Genomic DNA, 18,417 nt, shown 5'->3' with positions numbered 1-18,417 from the left:
GCTAGCTAGTTCAGTTCTATTGAATGATCAGTTTTTTGAACCGGACAGTTGACCCATTGCTCACCTCTACGATGTACAGTCCACCAGCTAAGTCAGAAACATCAAATTCGACGGTTTGATCAGATGTTCTCTTAGCTGTGATTTCAACACCTGAGAAATTGATTAGTCGAATCAATTTTTCGCCTCTCCCGACAGCTTGAATGGTCACTTTTTCTAGTGCCGGATTAGGAAATACTAAAAGGTCTATTGGCTCTTGAATTGTAACAGGAACCATCGGGTAAATTTCGAATTGGCCGTCGAAATCCGTTTGTTTCAATCGGTAGTATGATGTCCCGCTTAGAGGATCATCATCTATGAATGAGTATGAGATTTCTACAGTGGAGTTACCGTTTCCATTTACAAAACCCACTCTTTCAAAATGTACAGCATCTGCACTTCGTTCTATGGTGAAGAAGTCATTGTTTAATTCAGTGGCGGTAGTCCAATCAATTTTTACCGCTTTATCTGAAGGATACGCATCAAAGAAAATCAGTTCGATCGGTAATGGATTATTGAAAGAACCTGAACCGAATGTGAAAGGGCTAAACTCAGTTATTTCTTCTCCTGAACGAACAGAGCCTGAAAGAGAATCCCCTTGATGGCCACTATAACCGTGGTTTTGCCACAATGAGCCACTCCATCTCGCGATGCGGAGGTCGGCCGGTTCTGAGGTTCCGCAGCTTCTTTCATACTCGTATGCCAGTGAAACAGCAACAGATGAATTACCTGCTTCGCGATCTAGAATCCAGTATTCGCATTGACTTAAAGTAACAAGCGAAGGGTCGCGATCTGAGGTGTTATATCCTGCTTCATCTGCTGAGGTATCGTAGTAAGAAGCCACAAATTCGTCGGTGATATTATCTGGTGAGGAGATTGAAATAGGGGCATAAATGCCATTTGATCCCACAGGAAAGGTGAAAGAATCATTTCCTATTTTTCTCACAAACCCTTCGACATGACTGATGTTTAAACCGGTTCTTGAATCAGCATCATTTTCGTAAATGATATCATTTGTAGTAGCTCTGATGTTTCCTCTGATGAATACGGTTTCATCCTGAATACGAATGGGTGTATTCAAGGTGATGCCTTCTCCGAGATTTGTCTTGTTCATCACCAGGCGATTGAAAGTGACCTCTGATCCTGAAACTTCTGTTTCGCCGAGTCCTCTGAAAACGACCGTACCGGTCTCTGCACTGAAAGTTCCGTTCAAGTCGAAATCTCCCGAAACCAGCAGGCTATTGTCATCCAAACTTAAACTGGCTCCGGCCTGAACTTCTATATCGTTTACTTCCGATACCTCTGTAAGTTCGGGCTGATTTGAAGGTGCTCCGGGTATGGAGGCCGAAATAAACTGATTAGGAGTTCCCATCGTCCAATTTCCTTCAATACTCCAATTCGAATTGACGGCTCCGGTCCATGTCGTAAGGGCAGTTGGCCCGATTATTCTGATTTGGTTTGACGTGAATGCTGCGTTGGTACATCCTGAAAAATCAGGAGTAGTAGAACAGGTAATAATATTTCCATCCACTAAGTTTGTATTGGAATATGAAGTATTTCCCGAACCTACATTTGATCCATTCAATTGCCATTGTATGTCTGGAGAAGCCCCGGCATCGGCTATACTTGCGATAAAATCTCCATTAGTTAAATTTCCAATAATCGCATCAGTCACCGTTCCGTCTATGTCACGAATACTCACATCGGCGAGTAAACTGTTGGCCATTGTTGCTACTTCCCTGAGCAACGCACCATTTCGGAAATACCGGATTGTTGAATTTTCTAAACTGATTCTGAATAAATCACCCGCGCTGTAGGTCCCAAAGAAGCCCCTTTGTGCACCCGATTCAAATATTCTGATATTTCCATTTCCTTCCAGGTAAAATGCGTAGTCGATGCTGCTCTGATTGCTCGAAGTGTTTGAAGTACTAATGCCCACCATCTTTCGTTCGTCATTTTCGGCTGTGGTGAATTCAAAGTAGCCGCCTTGATAAACGGTGTTTTTGGACGCTGCGCCTCCATTCCAGTTGTTGTTTGATTGCACTTTTACGAGAGAGTTTCCATTGGCTTCTACATTTTCCAGAGATTCTGTATCCCAAACAATGTCTTCCTCTGCGTATGCATATCCTACTGTGGTTTGCGTTGTTGCGATAAATTGATCAACGGGCTGCACCTGCGCTTCTTCCAAGACGGTTAGCACATTTGAAGTATAAATCGTTTCTGTACATCCACCCAGGTCAGGTGTAACTTCACAAGTGATTTCATCCCCTTCTTCAATATTCGGGTTGCTATATGTATTGGAATTGCCTCCAACCGGATTGTCATTGAGATACCATTGGTAAGTTGGACTCGCACCCGCATTTTCTATATGAGCGGTAAAGTCACCACCACTAAAATTGGCGATGGCAGCTTTTGAAATTGTACCATTGACATCTCTCATGGAAACATCTACCAGTAAGGGGAGTGACGGTGTAGCAGTTGCAATGCGCAGCAGTTCCTGATTTCGATAGTAGTGAATGCTACCGTTTTTCACGGCAATTCTCAGAGTATCGCCGGTAGAGTAGGTGCCGAAATTGCCTCGATTGCTTCCATTTTCATAGATACCCAAATTGGAATTGGACTGCAGATAAAAGGCAAAATCGATTGTGTTGAAATTGCTGTTGACATTGGAATCTGATAGCCCCGCCATTCTCCGAGAATTCGTCTCAGTTGCTACAAATTCGAAGTATCCGTCAGCGTTGACCGTATTTGAAGATGCGGCACCACCTGTCCAACTGTTACCTCCTTGTATTTTCATCAAGTTGTTTCCGTTTGCGACTAAGTTTACCAGTTCATCGTTATTCCAAACAACTTCCTCCAATACTTGTCGGCAGGCCGATGAGGTGGGGGCATTTGAAATGTAAAAGTTTATTGCCAACTGATTTTCAATTAATTCGCATGTGATGGAATTTGACTGGTAGATAACGGAAGTACACCCGGCTATATCAGGATTTAGCTCGCAGGTTACTACATCGCCCGTCTCAATTGACGTGTTAGTGTAAATGGGTGAATCTGATCCTACGGGATTACCATTTAGTAACCATTGATAAGAAGGGCTTGGCCCTGCATTTTCAACAAAGGCTTCAAATGCTCCTGCATTGTTGTTGGTTACTGTTGCATCGGTAATCGTTCCGTTAATATCCCTAATAGAAATATCAGCAAGTAAGGGGAGGGTTGGAGTGGCCGGCGCAATCCTGAGCAAAGTGCTGTTTTTGTAGTAGTGAATTGTTTGGTTGATAACTGCAATTTTCAAAGTGTCACCTGTGCTGTAATTGCCAAATGTTCCTCGATTGGAACCATTTTCATAAATCCGCAAAGAAGTGTTTTGATCCAGGTAAAATGCAAAATCAATCGTATTGAAATTGCTGTTGATATTGGAGTCAGAAAGACCTGCCATCCTGCGCTTGTTCGTTTCAGAGGCTACGAATTCAAAATAACCATTGTCGCCAATTCTATTTAAAGACGCTGCACCTCCATTCCACGATCCATTGTTTTGGACTTTGCTCAGACTGTTTCCTGTCGCTTCAACATTGAGTAATTCATTTCTGTCCCAGACCACTTCCTCTGTTATTTGCTGGCAAGCAGAGGGAATAGTGCTTCCTGAAATATAAAAGTTTGAAGCCAAAGGTTGATCTACTGTTGTGGCCTCTACTTCCGTAGAAACATAGCTGTTCGATTGACAACCTTGCGCATCAGGTGTAAGCTGGCAAGTCACCAAGTCTCCATCTTGGAAGGTGGTATTGACATAATTAGGAGAATTCGTTCCAACGGGATTCGAATTCAAAAACCATTGGTAGGTTGGAGAGCTGCCCGGGCTGCCTGCAAAAGCTGAAAAGCTTCCGCCTCCCAGATTAGCAATGACTCCCCCTTGAATGGTTCCATTTATGTCCCTTATCGAAACGTCTACTAGATGAGAAGTAGTTGCCGGACTTGGGGCTATTCGAAGGAGCATTCCGTTTTGGTAGTAGTGAACGGTCTCATTTTCTATGGCGATACGCAAGGTGTCTCCTGTACTATATGTGCCAAAGCTTCCGCGGTTGCTTCCATTTTCGTAAATCCTAAGATTGCCGTCAAGGTCAAGGTAAAAAGCGTAATCGATTGTGTTATAATTACTGTTTATGTTAGAGTCAGAAATACCCGCCATACGACGTCGGTTCGTTTCTGAGGCTACAAACTCGAAATAACCATTATTGTGAACTGTGTTTAACGACGCTATGCCACCGTTCCAATTTCCGTTGAATTGAACTTTTTTCAGATCATTTTCGGTGATTTCAAGATTGTCATTTTCACTCTTGTCCCAGATCACTTCTTCAAGAAAAGTGAGACAGCCGGCAGCCGTGGGAGTGGACGTAATGTAAAAGTCGCTATAATCGGGAGCTCTCTTATCTCGTAGAATGGTATAATTTGACAATGTATCCGATCCGAAACAGCTTGCCGAACCAGGCATCAGTAGGCAAGCTATGGTATCTCCAGGCTCTGGTATAGCGAGGTTTAGTTCTGCGTTACTCGTGCCGACAGTAGTACCGTTCCGAAACCACTGATATGATGATCCTGTTCCTTCACCTTCTAACTCAAAGGTAAATCTTCCGTCAGTTGGGTTTATCAGAAAGATCGGCCCGAGAGTAGCGTTATTGTCGCGTAATGAAACGTCGACAATTAAACTCGGAATAGGGGTGAGTGAACTGACGTATAGCAATTGATCATTGCGGTAGTAATGAGCGCCTTCAGATGTATGTTCAATCCTCAGTGTGTCTCCTACGTTGTAAGTTCCGAAAGTGCCGCGATTTGAGGAGAATTCGCGAATGCGCAAAGTCCCATTGTTTTCAAGGTGGAAGGTATGTCTTATTGAATTTTGGTCGGCCCCGGTATTGAAGATGGCGAGACCGAACATCCTACGGAAACCGGTTGATTCTACGATCAAAATGACTGAGCCACCATAACCAATAGATGTTGCTGAAGCGGCACCCCCATTCCAATTATTGCCACCGTTTATTTTCGAAAGTGTCGATCCATTTGAAGTTACATTGACCAGATCAGTCCAAACGATTGGTGTTACCGCTTCCAGGCAAGAGACCTCAGTGTTTGATGGTTGAATAGAAATGTAACACTGTGCGTAAGTGTCAATATTTAAGGTCGATACCAAAATAGCTGTGCAAATTAAGCAGCATAGCTTAGCGACTTTTGCTTTAAAAGTCGACTTGCGAATAAGGAAGGGGAGCCTCATATTTCAAGTGAATATATTCGGTTCATATACTCGGAATCAGCCTTGATTGTTACGTTTGTCGGGGTGCAATTATGCCTGTTATTGCTTTGGGCTATCCTTTGTAATCGGGTTTATGAACCACCGGAGGTTTCAGCAGTTATTACTGAAGCAATGATTAATCAAAAAGAGAAGAAACTATATCGAGGTGTTTCATTTTTTTGATCATTTGAATTAGTTTGGCGCGAAAATGGGAAAGCTTTTTTTCCATTGCTCTGAATCTTAATGATATTTACTTCAATTATGAAGACTTTTAATCTCATCAGAATCGTCATCCTTTTATTTGCTTTACAATTAGCTTCCTGCGCTCCTTCAACTGAGCGTAAAACTGTAGAGATGGATCTCGCCTTGAGTGGTGATATGCTTTTTGAAGGAGCCAATACCTTGCAATTTTCAGGAGAATCACAATTGGAAGTGATTACAAGTGAATTGAATATAAATAGCGAGGCTTTGGAAAGCGCACTCGTGTCATCGGCAATTTTGACTCTTGACGATCCTACCAGAGCCATTACTGAGAGTTTGCTTCTGCAGATTGTAAGCGACAATAATGAGTTGATTACTATCGGTACTTTGAGTCCATTGCCTGAAGGGAATAAAATGACTCTCTCTCTAGCCGAGGAACCTGCTATTCTCAATTACTTGAAAGACGAAGGCACCACTTGGGTTCTTGATTTAAATATAACCGAAGAACATATGGACGAGATGAATATCTCGGCCGCCGTAAGTCTAAATGTTGATTACGTACCTACCGCAAATTAAAAAACTGATATGAAATTGAAACTGATACTTGGTGTTTTAGCGTTGGCTCTTTTTTCAATGAGTTATGCAAATGAAGGAGAGGAAGATAAACTAATTGGAGTTTGGCAGCCGAGTGATGGAAGGAGCTATATTAAGATTGATAAAATCGGGAATAAGTTTTATGGACGGGTTGTTTGGCTGAAAGAACCCAATGATGAAGACGGAAACCCACGAGTCGATATCAACAATCCTGACGAGTCTTTGCGATCAACACCGCTGAAAGGATACCGTATGATGAAGGATTTGGTCTACAACGAGGAAGAGGCCCTTTGGGAAGGCGGAACAATTTACGATCCTAAGAATGGGACAACTTACAATTGCAAAATTGTTTTGACTGCAGATGATCAAATCGAAGTGCGCGGATTTGTAGGTACGGCAGTATTTGGTCGGACCGATGTTTGGACTCGCCTGGTTAAGAAGAAGTGATTTTTTTTAAGGGCTGGTATAGGTAATTCCAACCGTGAAGTACATAGCGTTGTCCAATTCATTTTCGATGAAGTAGGGCTCATCGTTGCCAAAGAATCGTAAGAAGTCTCCGTCTTGATCCAATTCAAAACTGTAATTGATCCTGTAGCCCGCTTCTGCGCTAAACCAGAAGAAACCGAATAATTGCCTTTGATAGGTAAGGCCTGTTCTAATCTCTGAACGTCTCAATTCTACCGCCTCTGCTGCAAAAAGTTCATTCACTTCGGGAGAGTAGGCTTCGGCATTTTCTGACCAATCGTTTAAAGCATAGGTAGCACCAATCACCGTGAAACCTGCTTTTATCAGACTCTTTGAGTCAAACCTGTAGCGCAAAGAACCTCTTGATGGAAGGACAGCCTCGATTCCCCATTTTTGATTTTTAAAGGTGTGATAGTAGTATACAATCGGTACATAGTTCAAAGCTCCGCCTAAATAAGTACGCGACATTCCGAAAGCGTACATCAACCTGTCACTCGGTTTCCACCCGTAGAGCAAAGCAACTGGAAATCGAAAGGCATTACTCGTCTGAATATCGTTTAACGCGTAGTCTCCGTTTATTTCAAAACCAATCTGACCAAGAAAGAAGTTTTTGTCATTTAGAGGTTTAAAGACAGTAAAAAGTGCTCCCATTCGTGTCAGTCCGTTCTCGTTGAGTGTTTCCAGAAGGGGATGTCCGTTTGATCCGCTGATGTCATAGAACTGACGTTGAAAAACGAGGTTGAAATTGACTAATATGTTGTTTCTCGACACGATGGGCAAATTGCTCGTCAAAGCCAGTCGCTGAGAAGAATTTATTGTTCCTTGATTTGATAGATCTACGTTTTCCGAATTTACAGGCGACCCCGCGATAAGTGAATGTTCGGGCATGTAGTCATAAAACCCCCCGATTAGCGTTGTAGGTGATTGTCCTAAAACCTTGTTATTGCAAAAAGCTTTCGCTGGTTCTGTAGCAAGTTCAAAATCAGAGAAATCAAATTCTTCCTCTACAAAGGTGCTATCCTCTTGTGCGTGCACGGCTACACTAATCAAAATTAAAATTACAAGAAATTGAAACTTTTTCATGTTGCTGTCTGTAAATAAAACATCACGAATTTACATCAACATAGAAAAAGATCAATAAGAAGAAGACTTCATCAAAGGATGAATTTTATTGTTCCTGTATTTCAATCTAAAGAATAAAATATCTTATCTTTGACATAAGGTGCGAGGTTTTGGTTAGCCGCTATTCAGCTCTCAGCTGATATTCATAGCAATGTGCACCTTTAGGCCCTGTCTTCGGACAGGGCCTTCCTTTTTAATGGCCAACTAATGTTCGTCTTTTGCTTATTGAATCTTCATAACGGGATAACGGGCAACAGCTTTATTTTGAGTCAGTACCAAATGATAAAGCCCTACTGGTAAATCACCGGTGTCGATGCGTCTTATTTTCAACACTTCATCGCTTGAGAAACTTTCTTTTCTCATTAGTTTTCCCGTGTGGTCATAAAGGCCGTAGTCTACGGTACCCTTGCATAGAGTTTTGAGCGACAATGTGAAATCAGAGCTATGAGGATTCGGGTAAATGGATACTTCAAAACACTCTTCTTCTTCATAAATCTGAAGTCGGTCAACGACTTCCATAACATCAATCTTAACCTCAGAAATTCCCGCACAGGCACCACCATAAGTGTCGATAGCTGTGAATAGAACGAAACGAGCTGTATCTCCGCCAAAGCTGGTGATATCTTCCCCTTCATATAGGCTTTCTCCAATAGCTTGAGCAAGCGTAAATTGCCCAAGGTTTTTCCAGTTCATCCCGTCCAGACTGTAGTCAATATAGAAACCCTTGAACCCGGATTCCAAATATTCGGGAGCATTTAAATTCCAAAATTTCGCATTTCCAAGGCGATATGTATGACTGAAGTCATAGAGAATCCAATGTCCATTGCCTCTTTGAGAATTTGGACTTTCTCTTTTTTCACAAGATATCCAAGCCTCGTTCCACGAAGTATTGTGTCGATCAGGGTAGCATTGCGATATACCGATGAGAGGGAGAACGAAAGCTAAAACGAATAGACTCTTTTTCATACCTATGATGTTGGGTTCATAAATCCGAGGGGATAGCCACCTGATGTGGTGTCGAAGAAATTGGGGAGATCTGGGAGAATGTCGTTGATGTCAGTTGGTGATACCCCAAACCAAAGTGCCAATTCAGCAATATACTCTGCCGCCGACACAGTCGGAATCAGTCGTCCTCTCCGCAACATCAGGTCACTGTCCAATTCTAATGATGGGTAGTTTCCATAAATCTCACCACCGTTCAATCCACCACCCATTACAAGCGCATTTCCTCCCCAAGCGTGATCAGATCCATTTCCATTACTGGTTAGCGTCCGGCCAAAGTCAGAGACGGTGAAAGTGGTGACATTCGAATCGACACCGAGCTCTTCGAGAACAGAATTGAATTCTCCGAGAGCTGCACTGAGAACGGGTAACTGTTCTGCTTGCTTCTCTAATACTCCATCGTGGTGATCCCATCCACCCAACTTGATGAAGAATGTTTGTCTTGAAAATCCTAGCTCTTCGCGGGAAGCGATAACTTTTGCTACCATTTTCAACTGATCAGATAGTCGGGTTTCTGAAAAAGTTGTGTTGAATTCGGGTAGATTATTGATCGCTTCCTGGAACTGTGTGCTGCCCTCAGCCGAAGATTTTACTGTATTCACATACGTTTGCTCAAAAACGTCTTGGTATTCCGCTTCAAGCATGTTGTTAATGGCAGCATTTCTTAAGGTGTGATAGGTGTTGTCATTGTTGAAACCGTCAATCCCGACACTTCCGTTGGTATTGATGGAGAAGTCAACTGTTTGCTGTCCACTTTGAAATTGGTTTCTTCCACTTAGCGAGAAATTCATAGACAAGTTCTGATTGGAGTTCATACTTTGAATCAAATCAGCCATTCTTCCTCCCCAGCCGTGGTTGGCTCTTTCGCCCGGTCTACCCGTCTGCCAATGCATAATTTGATCTGAATGCGAGAAGAGTCCTATCGGCAATGGATGACCCGTACCTTGATATTGTTCTTTTGTTGTGGGCTCAATTAGCGTCCCTACGTTTGCCACAAATGCCGCTTTACCCGAATTGAATAGCTGTTGTACCTCCGGCATATTCGGGTGTACTCCATATAGTCTTCCACCTTGCCCACCGTGATTTAAAGGAAGAATTTGACTCTTTGGTAATGCCAGATTAAAACGCGTAGTCAAGTACTCAGCATGCTCGTTATCTCCTCTTGGGATAAGAACATTGTGGGAGTCCATTCCTCCCGCCAACAAAATGCAAACAAGGGCTTTATAGTCCCCGCCTGATTTGGGTATTGGATTCTTGTCCAATGCCGCAACTGCAATGGCTTTCATATTGACCAAGGTTGAAAACAAGGTTGTCGTTCCCAAAGCAGCACAGCCTGCATCACTCAAGAACTTCCGTCTATCGATTATTCTCTTCTTCGGTGCCATAGCTTACTTTAAAATGTTGAATTCAGGGCTGATCATGACCAAGTACGTGGCTATTTCCCAGCGATCCCTTAGCATGTTTTCTTGATTGTTTTCGGGCAGCCCCTCTAATGCTTCTATAATAATGTTTCGTGTCGTTTCACTGAGGCGTCCTTTAGTCAAAAGGAGGTCCAAGTGGTTAATTAGGACTTGTGGGTCTTGCGCCATTTCATAATAATATTCGCGATTGACTTCCACATCTCCGGTCAGCTCGGGTGCAGTGAAAACGTCTGCGCGGTCAGTCCATTTATTCACCTGATTCAGGTATCCGATACTCGTTACTGAATTGAAGATTTCGAATTCGGGTGCAACTAGTTCCATTTCATTCAATGGTCCATTGGGAATATGATCAGGAGAGTAAAAGTTGAAAACTGACGGCGAGGACAAAACCCTATGAAATGTATCTTCAAAAAAACCTCTGCCTTCTGAATAGTAAAGATTGTTTCCGGCATCAAGTTGCATCGCTCTTGCGAATGCTGTATACCTGAGCGAGGGTGCTAACAGTTTACCATTGGTCGATTCATTTTGCCACAAGCAATCACGCGCCTCTTCGTGAAGAAGAATGGCTTTGATCACAGCCTTCATATCTCCTCTTATGCCCTCTCCGTTGTCATTAAACGCAGCGGAAACATCAGCAATATAGGCTGGGCTGGGGTTCGATTTAACCAAGTTCTGAATTAGTTTTCTGCAAATAAATGGTCCCGTATTTGGATGATTAACCAAATGAGTCAATGCCATTTCGATATCTTCAGTTCCTGAAAGTCCTGAGGGAATGACATATCCGTTTAGCAAATACTTCTCGCCCTCTTCGTGTTCATCTTCGTACATCAACATGGGGACGGTGTAGTCCATGTCGTTTTGGTTGGTGGAGAACCGGAGCACTCGATCGTTTTCTATTGCATTTTTATTTAGTGCTCCCGCTGCTAATCCTGTAAACACTTTTGATAATTCTATAATATCATCATTGTCATAAGTTGGTATGGAATTTCCATTTTCATCTAGCTTAATGCTACCGTCTTGGTTAAGCTCATAAAGGCCTATGCTGAATAGTTGCATTACCTCACGGGCATAGTTTTCGTCAGGAAAGGTGTTTGAAGTGGTATCCGTTTTTGGATTCCGTAAATAAGTCAAGTAGACTCCCATAGCGGGGTGCATGGTTACGTCGTAAAGAAGATCCTTGTAGTTTCCGAAAGCATGCCTTAGCAGTAAATCATAGAATGAAGCGTAGTTCTCACCATTATTGTTGACAGGCCCATTGGTTGAGAGTACTATGATTTCGCTTAATGCCGCTGCCACTCTTTGTCTCAACTGATCAGGGTTTGTCATAACCGATTGCCACCATGCATAGTGGAAATGCCTCGATGAGTTGTTGTAGTTGCTCACATCGTCGGTAAGTGCTTTTAGCTCTTTTGCAGTTTGGTAGGCGCGTCGGTTTTCGTAAAGCATTGATGTGGGCTTTACGGCAAATTGGCGATCAATCCACGACTCAAAGTTGAGATGGGTGGCGAGATTTTTAATTTCATGGGGCTTTCCTCCGAAGCCGGCTTGGGCTAGAAATCTGGCAGCCTCCATTTGGCGACTTTCCAATCCTGAGCCATCGAGCGATGAAGCTCCTGTAGCAGCTTGTTCGCGACCGGGTTTTGATAAAGAGCTACTCGTTGAGATATTAATACCAGAGCTGTGGCCCGCTCCCACGAAGTCTTCGTAGACGGGTTTTTGACTAAAGGCAGAAGTGACGATAATTACGCAGGGGAGAAAACGCAGTAGTTGGGATTTTTTCATGCAGGTTCCAAAAACGTTTTCCAAATCAGGGATTACGACAAATACCTTCAGAGAGTTTCAATTTGTTTTATCTAATCCTTTTTTCGACTGTTTCCTCTAAAATTTGAGTAATCAAATATCACAAGCGGAAAATTCTCAATACCTTAGAAGCACCTACGAAAATTAATCACTAAAACTGTCTAAAAATGCCAAGTAAACCGCTGATACTCGACCTCCACGAGGTCGATTTATCAATGCTAAATACCGTGGGAGGAAAGAATGCTTCACTCGGTGAAATGATCAAGAATTTATCGAAACGTGAAATTCAGGTCCCAGGCGGATTTGTTGTTACTGTTCATGCTTTTGAGGCCTACCTTGAGCACAATAATTTGAATGAAAAAATCAGGGTTCAATTGGAAGGTCTCGATACGTCTGATATCATTTCACTGCGTAAGAAAGGCTCAATGATCCGAAATATGGTTGCGGACGGGACTTTTCCTGATAATTTGAGAGAGGAAATCATTCAACGATACAAAGAACTTTCAAAGTCATACGGAAACGAGGCTACGGATGTAGCCGTTCGCTCTTCTGCCACCGCTGAAGATCTTCCTGACGCTTCCTTTGCAGGCCAGCAGGAAACATTCTTAAACGTACGGGGGTCTCAAGCTCTATTGAATTCTGTAAAAAGCTGCTTCGCTTCACTTTATAATGATAGAGCAATTTCATATCGAACTCAGCGCGGCTATGACCACCAATCAGTGCTGCTATCGGTGGGAGTTCAAAAAATGGTGCGTTCTGATCTTGGTGCATCAGGGGTTGCTTTCTCTCTCGACACGGAAAGCGGTTTTAAAGATGCCGTCATTATCAATGGCGCCTATGGATTAGGTGAGTTGATCGTACAAGGTGAAATTTCTCCCGATGAGTTTATTGTTTACAAGCCAAAGCTCAAAGCTCCTGGTCTAAATCCGATTATAGAGAAGAAGATGGGGCAGAAGCACCATAAAATGGTCTACGGCACGTCACTTACAGAATTGGTAAAAAGAGTTCCTGTAGAACGCAAACTAGCCGGGCAGTTTTGTTTAAATGAAGAACAGATTTTGAAATTGGCCCGGTGGGTTGTAGAAATTGAAGATTATTACACCGAGAAAAGAGGGGAGTGGACTCCAATGGATGTGGAGTGGGCACTGGACGGACTCTCGAAAGAATTATTTATTGTTCAAGCCAGACCTGAGACCATTCATTCTCAAAGTTCGAGTCAGACTTTGACTGAATATCAATTCGAATCAAAGCCCGATCTCGATGCCCTTATTCTCAAAGGAATTGCTGTGGGTGATCGAATAGGAGCGGGAAAGGTCCACAAGCTATTTACCCTTGATGGTCGCGATGGTAGTGGAGATGAATCTTCTTTCCGAGAAGGCGAAGTCTTGGTCACCGAAATGACCGATCCTGACTGGGAACCATTGATGAAGAAGGCTTCAGCTATAGTTACGGATAAAGGCGGGCGAACCTGTCACGCAGCTATTGTAGCCAGGGAAATGGGGATTCCGGCCATTGTAGGAGCAGGCAATGCTTCTGAAGTTCTTCAAGAGGGTGAGCCTATAACCGTATCATGCTCTGAAGGTGAAGTTGGAATGGTTTATCGTGGAATTTTGCCTTTTGAAGAAAAGGTGACTAAATTGGAGGAGCTACCCAAAACAGAAACTCCACTAATGATGAATGTGGCTTCACCCGATTTGGCCTTTAAGTTTTCCCGAATACCCAATAGTGGTGTTGGGCTTGCAAGGGAAGAATTTATTATAAATAATTATATTAAAGTGCACCCGATGGCATTGTTAAGACATGCTCAAGTAGGTGATGCTGAGCTCACTCAAAAGATCGATCAGATCATCTCGGGATTTGATAGTGAACGCGATTTCTTCATTAAAAAGTTATCTTATGGAATAGGAAGAATTGCGGCGGCGTTTTATCCAAATGATGTTATCGTGCGTTTTTCAGACTTTAAGTCGAATGAATACATGAACTTACTGGGAGGTAAGTATTTTGAGCCCAAAGAAGAAAATCCGATGATCGGCTGGCGAGGGGCTTCAAGATATTATTCAAAAGAGTACAAAGAAGCTTTCGGTTTGGAGTGTGAGGCAATACGGCGCGTAAGATCTGAAATGGATTTGAAGAATGTGATCGTGATGATTCCTTTTTGCCGGACACCTGAGGAGATGCAGCGAGTCTTGTCGACTATGACTGAGTTTGGACTAACTAGAGGCCAAGACGGACTTAAAGTATACCTTATGGCTGAGCTACCTTCCAATATTCTATTGGCTGATGAGTTTTCCGAGCATATTGATGGTTTTTCAATAGGCTCAAATGACCTGACTCAACTCACTTTGGGTTTGGATCGTGACTCTGCTTTAGTGTCACATCTTTATGATGAAAGAAACCCTGCCGTGAAATCATTGATCAGTCAATTGATAGAAACGGCCAAGAAGAAAAATGTAAAAGTGGGTATTTGTGGACAAGGGCCTTCAGATTTTCCTGACTTTGCAGAATTTTTGGTGGAAGAGGGAATCGACACTATTTCGGTTACTCCCGATTCGGTGCTCAAGACGCTAGGCGCAATTCATCATATTGAATCGAAAAGAAGCCAATGAACTTCAATAAAATAGAGTATAAAAAACCCTTTTTCCCTATTAGGACACCTCTTCGTCAGCATTTGAAGAGGTATTCACGACAAGCTGATTTACCATTTACATATGATGATCTAACTCGATACAACGATCTTCTCCCTATCCTCGATAACGATGGGAAAGAAACACTTTGGTATTCGGTAATGTACAGCCCCGAGGAGAATACGGCCATTCGAAATGACCTCTTGAATGGGTATCAATTGCTTCTGGGTAGCGGTGATACTACGAGACATTTGAGAGTAGATAGCATTCAGTATTGCTCCTTCGGAAACTCTAAGCCTTTTCGAATCAAAGTGGTAAATGAGATTAATGATAATCACGACTATTATTATGTAAAGAAGGCTGATGCTTCGAGAATTTATGGACTGGAGCTGGAAGAGATCTTTTCTCCTGATAAAGTCTCATTCTTGGTAGGAGGTAATACCTTGATCGAAGAGCACATTGTTGGTATCCCTTGCGACGAGTTTATTAAGAAGCACTCCGGGAATAAAATTGAAAATCGTCTGAGGTTTGCGAAGGAATTTGTGAAGTTTAATGAAAGATGCTTCACCAGGTTGCTGGGAGATATGCGTGCATATAACTTCGTGGTGGAGATTACGCAGGATTTTGATACGGTTCAATATAGAATAAGAGCAATCGATTTTGACCAGCAGAGTTACGAAGGACGGAAGAGTATCTATCTGCCTCAATATTTTAAAGATAATATCGAGTTGGTGAATCTGGCTACTGAAATGTTGTCACATAAAGTAGCTCAACAATACAGGAGGGAAGAGCGTGATGCCATGCGAAAAAGGTATCTGGCCAATCACGTAAGAATGCGAAGTTTGATTAGCAGAATGAGAAAGGACAAAATTTCTACCCGTGAAAATATAGAAACGTTGAGGAAAGAATTGGGACACCACCATAAAGATCCAATTTTCGAGTCACTCACTACGATGGCTGATATTCTGGTGAAGCATTTGGAACATCAATTGGCTTAGTTGATTTCGTTTGTAAATACACTATTTATCCAACCTCTATTCTATATATTTCATTCTTTTTTATCAGCTCCCATTCAATTTGAATTCCTCATCTTTGTAGTCCCAATATTTACCATATGACAATGTTACTCAGAGGGTCAATTTCTTTGGCCTTGTTTTTCATTTTTACATTTTCAAGTGCTCAAACCGTTACAGAACTCTCTTGGCCGCGAGAGGTAGACGTAGATCAAGGTCTTGTCACTTTGTATCAGCCGCAACTCGAATCTTTCGAAGCCAATATTCTTGAAGGACGCTCGGCGATCAGCTTCAAAAAGAAAGGCGAGGAAACCTTATTCGGAGCCTTTTGGTTCAGAGCATTCCTGCAAACTGATTTGGAAACGAGGGTAGCGGTCTTGGATCAAGTAGATGTCCTAAGTATCAAGTTTCCAGGGTTAGAGGATAGCCTTCAAGTAGAATCAGTCAAGACTAAACTGGCATCACTTCTTGAATCAATGGATATTGTTATGTCTCTGGACAGGCTGATTGCATCCCTCGACGATGCGGGAGTGGAGGTGAATTCGTCAAATAATCTGAACAACAATCCGCCTGATATTTATTACAAGAATGAACCCACCGTATTAATCACCATCGATGGCGACCCCATCTGGAAAGACATGGATCAGAACGGTTTGAAGGCCGTGGTCAATAGTCCTTTCTTCATCGTTCAAGACAATAAGTCAAAGCAGTACTACATCAATGGTGGAGAATATTGGTATACCTCTGCCAATGCCACAAGCTCAGATTGGACATCGACGGAAAAGGTTCCTTCCAATGTGATGAAATTCGCCCAGGACAACGCTCCTGAAAAAGAAGAACAAGAAGAGCCCGAAGAGAAAACCCAAGAAGAACCGGTGGTTCCAAAGATACTAGTGGTAACCAAGCCCTCGGAGCTCATTGTAACCGACGGCGAGCCCGATTACCAACCTGTGAATGGTACAAACTTGCTTTATGTAGCCAATACCGAAAGCGATATCATCCTCGATATTAATGCGCAGCAGCATTACATTCTGCTTGCGGGAAGGTGGTACAAGGCCAATAAACTCACTGGCGATACATGGACCTTTTCCGAACCTGAATCATTGCCTGATGAGTTTTCCAAAATTCCTGCAGATAGCAATCTTGCTTCTGTGAGAACCAACGTGCCCGGTACGGACGAATCTCGTGATGCATTGCTTGAGCAAAGCATTCCCCAAACCGCCGAAGTTTCTCGCGCCGATACAAAGATCGAAGTCAATTTTGACGGGCAGCCCAAATTCAAGCAAGTACCCGATACCAAAGTGTCTTACGCGGAGAACAGCGACAAGCAAATATTGAAAATAGGACAGAAGTTTTATGCTGTGGACAACGGGATTTGGTTCGTTTCAGACTACCCCGAAGGGCCTTACTCAGTGAGTGATGAGCGTCCGAAGGAAGTAGATGATTTACCTGCAGACTCTCCCGTGTACAATACCAAATACGTATACGTTTACGACTCTACACCCACCACGGTGTATGTAGGTTATACACCTGGGTATACCCACGCTTATGTGTACAATGGTGTGGTAGTGTATGGTACAGGGTATCACTACCCATACTGGTATGGGAGTGTTTACTATCCGCGGCCTGTGACTTATGGATTCAATGTTCATTACAATCCTTACACGGGTTGGGGATTTAGCGTTGGGATTTCAACAGGAGGTTGGATTGGATGGGGCTATCACCCCTACTATCGCCCTTATTGGGGGCCATGTGGCTATCGCTATGGCTATCGAGGGGGTTATGGTCACGGTTACCATCACGGTTACCGCCAAGGTTACAATCGAGGAATGGCAAACGGATATGTAAACGGGTATAGAGCAGGGCAGAACAATGCCTATCGCAATCAAAGAACCGGAGTTACAAACACTGCTCTCAAAGACCGTGGAAACGTTGATCGCTCTCGCATATCAAAAGGGAAGAACGACCTCTACACGGATAAAAAAGGAAATGTTTATCAAAAGGATAAAGGAGGTAATTGGCAAGAGAAAAGCAATTCACGAGATAAAACTGCTGCGGGGAACAGACAGAATAATGCGACAAACAAGGCGGGGAATAAACAGACGACCGATCGAACAAAATCAACTGCGAATAATCCGAGCAGACAGCCTTCTACTAGAGATAAAGCTACTACTCCAACGAAAACACCTACGCAAACCAAACCCACTACAGGGCCCGTAAATACGAACAGACAGCCCTCTACGAGCAATACTTACAATCGTTCGAACAGCAATGCAGACCTAAATCGCGCTGCGCAAAACCGACAACGAGGCACACAGAACTATCAAAGAAGCAATACGCAGCGCACTGCTCCAACCAGGTCGACGCCAGGTACTCGCACGATGCCAAGTGGCGGAGGTGGAAGAAGACGCTGATCCCAAAGGATTGCGACTTTGGCCCCCGCATGACGGGAAGGCCTTAGTCTTTTTTGTAAACTACCCGTTTTTCATCGAAAGAAAAGAAGTAGGTGCCTTTGGGAAGTTCGGTAACGTCCACCATTTTTTCAGTGCCTTCCTTTATTAGTGTGCCTTCGCTATCGTATAGCTTGTAGGAGGTCTCTTTGTCAAATTCGTAGTAGTTTTTGACTTCGCCTTCTTTGGGCAGGTCTTTAACCGGCGGTAGTGCACTCGGAGTTTCCTCTTGGGCAATAGCCCCGAATGAGAAGGCTACAAAGCACAGAGTGGCGGTCAGAATTTTAATGAACTTCATGGTAGTTTATTTTGGAATTGCATCAAGAACGTGCATTCTCTGACTTTATTTGAAATTCATTCAGAATGAAAGCGGCGGGTTTCGGGCCATTGCTTTCTGATCTCGAACGG

Annotated in this window: 11 protein-coding genes; 5 read left to right on the top strand and 6 right to left on the bottom strand. The window is 43.1% G+C overall.

Annotated features, from left to right (window positions below; translation table 11 throughout):
- Nucleotides 1–16 precede the first annotated feature (16 nt).
- Nucleotides 17–5,299, bottom strand: coding sequence for a T9SS type A sorting domain-containing protein (locus O3Q51_16795; GenBank protein MCZ4410477.1), 5,283 nt, complete (start codon nucleotides 5,297–5,299; stop codon nucleotides 17–19).
- A 372-nt stretch (nucleotides 5,300–5,671) separates the two neighbouring features.
- Here O3Q51_16795 and O3Q51_16790 point away from each other — a divergent pair, with 372 nt between their 5' ends.
- Nucleotides 5,672–6,094 (top strand): hypothetical protein, encoded by a 423-nt coding sequence (locus O3Q51_16790; protein MCZ4410476.1) that lies wholly within the window; start codon nucleotides 5,672–5,674, stop codon nucleotides 6,092–6,094.
- Between the two features lie 9 nt (nucleotides 6,095–6,103).
- Nucleotides 6,104–6,559 carry a DUF2147 domain-containing protein gene (locus tag O3Q51_16785; protein MCZ4410475.1) on the top strand — a complete coding sequence of 152 codons (456 nt, stop codon included), beginning with the start codon at nucleotides 6,104–6,106 and terminating at the stop codon, nucleotides 6,557–6,559.
- Between the two features lie 6 nt (nucleotides 6,560–6,565).
- Here O3Q51_16785 and O3Q51_16780 read toward each other — a convergent pair whose 3' ends face one another.
- The 4 genes from O3Q51_16780 to O3Q51_16765 form a co-directional block, all read right to left on the bottom strand.
- A complete protein-coding gene (locus O3Q51_16780; GenBank protein ID MCZ4410474.1) occupies nucleotides 6,566–7,660 on the bottom strand; it encodes a hypothetical protein in 1,095 nt (364 codons plus the stop codon).
- A 261-nt stretch (nucleotides 7,661–7,921) separates the two neighbouring features.
- Nucleotides 7,922–8,665, bottom strand: coding sequence for a T9SS type A sorting domain-containing protein (locus tag O3Q51_16775; protein ID MCZ4410473.1), 744 nt, complete (start codon nucleotides 8,663–8,665; stop codon nucleotides 7,922–7,924).
- A gap of 2 nt (nucleotides 8,666–8,667) precedes the next feature.
- A complete protein-coding gene (locus tag O3Q51_16770) occupies nucleotides 8,668–10,086 on the bottom strand; it encodes a DUF1501 domain-containing protein (protein ID MCZ4410472.1) in 1,419 nt (472 codons plus the stop codon).
- 3 nt (nucleotides 10,087–10,089) lie between these two features.
- On the bottom strand, nucleotides 10,090–11,904 hold the full coding sequence (locus O3Q51_16765) for a DUF1800 family protein (protein MCZ4410471.1): 1,815 nt from the start codon (nucleotides 11,902–11,904) through the stop codon (nucleotides 10,090–10,092).
- A gap of 185 nt (nucleotides 11,905–12,089) precedes the next feature.
- Between O3Q51_16765 and ppsA the strand changes: the two genes are divergently transcribed.
- From ppsA to O3Q51_16750, 3 genes are all read left to right on the top strand, one after another.
- Nucleotides 12,090–14,528, top strand: a complete 2,439-nt coding sequence (gene ppsA, locus O3Q51_16760; protein ID MCZ4410470.1) for a phosphoenolpyruvate synthase — start codon at nucleotides 12,090–12,092, stop codon at nucleotides 14,526–14,528.
- The gene (locus tag O3Q51_16755; protein MCZ4410469.1) at nucleotides 14,525–15,544 is read left to right on the top strand and encodes a hypothetical protein; all 1,020 of its coding nucleotides are present in this window, start codon (nucleotides 14,525–14,527) and stop codon (nucleotides 15,542–15,544) included. Before ppsA ends, O3Q51_16755 begins: the two co-directional genes overlap by 4 nt.
- A gap of 116 nt (nucleotides 15,545–15,660) precedes the next feature.
- Complete coding sequence (locus O3Q51_16750; protein ID MCZ4410468.1) at nucleotides 15,661–17,973, top strand: hypothetical protein; 2,313 nt, start codon at nucleotides 15,661–15,663, stop codon at nucleotides 17,971–17,973.
- Nucleotides 17,974–18,016: 43 nt separating this feature from the next.
- Here the strand turns inward: O3Q51_16750 and O3Q51_16745 are convergent, their stop codons facing one another.
- Nucleotides 18,017–18,307: a hypothetical protein gene (locus O3Q51_16745; GenBank protein MCZ4410467.1), complete on the bottom strand. Its 291-nt coding sequence runs from the start codon at nucleotides 18,305–18,307 to the stop codon at nucleotides 18,017–18,019.
- Nucleotides 18,308–18,417: the final 110 nt, after the last annotated feature.

The organism is Cryomorphaceae bacterium 1068, assembly GCA_027214385.1.
Taxonomy (GTDB): Bacteria; Bacteroidota; Bacteroidia; order Flavobacteriales_D; family Cryomorphaceae; genus JAKVAV01.
This window is presented reverse-complemented; position numbering and strand designations above follow the sequence as displayed.

Excerpts from the sequence above, each read along its gene's own strand:
- O3Q51_16745 (MCZ4410467.1), bottom strand. The coding sequence starts at position 18,307 with ATGAAGTTCATTAAAATTCTGACCGCCACTCTGTGCTTTGTAGCCTTC.
- O3Q51_16775 (MCZ4410473.1), bottom strand. The coding sequence starts at position 8,665 with ATGAAAAAGAGTCTATTCGTTTTAGCTTTCGTTCTCCCTCTCATCGGT.
- O3Q51_16780 (MCZ4410474.1), bottom strand. The coding sequence starts at position 7,660 with ATGAAAAAGTTTCAATTTCTTGTAATTTTAATTTTGATTAGTGTAGCC.
- O3Q51_16770 (MCZ4410472.1), bottom strand. The coding sequence starts at position 10,086 with ATGGCACCGAAGAAGAGAATAATCGATAGACGGAAGTTCTTGAGTGAT.
- O3Q51_16785 (MCZ4410475.1), top strand. The coding sequence starts at position 6,104 with ATGAAATTGAAACTGATACTTGGTGTTTTAGCGTTGGCTCTTTTTTCA.
- O3Q51_16795 (MCZ4410477.1), bottom strand. The coding sequence starts at position 5,299 with ATGAGGCTCCCCTTCCTTATTCGCAAGTCGACTTTTAAAGCAAAAGTC.
- O3Q51_16750 (MCZ4410468.1), top strand. The coding sequence starts at position 15,661 with ATGACAATGTTACTCAGAGGGTCAATTTCTTTGGCCTTGTTTTTCATT.
- O3Q51_16765 (MCZ4410471.1), bottom strand. The coding sequence starts at position 11,904 with ATGAAAAAATCCCAACTACTGCGTTTTCTCCCCTGCGTAATTATCGTC.
- ppsA (MCZ4410470.1), top strand. The coding sequence starts at position 12,090 with ATGCCAAGTAAACCGCTGATACTCGACCTCCACGAGGTCGATTTATCA.
- O3Q51_16790 (MCZ4410476.1), top strand. The coding sequence starts at position 5,672 with ATGGATCTCGCCTTGAGTGGTGATATGCTTTTTGAAGGAGCCAATACC.
- O3Q51_16755 (MCZ4410469.1), top strand. The coding sequence starts at position 14,525 with ATGAACTTCAATAAAATAGAGTATAAAAAACCCTTTTTCCCTATTAGG.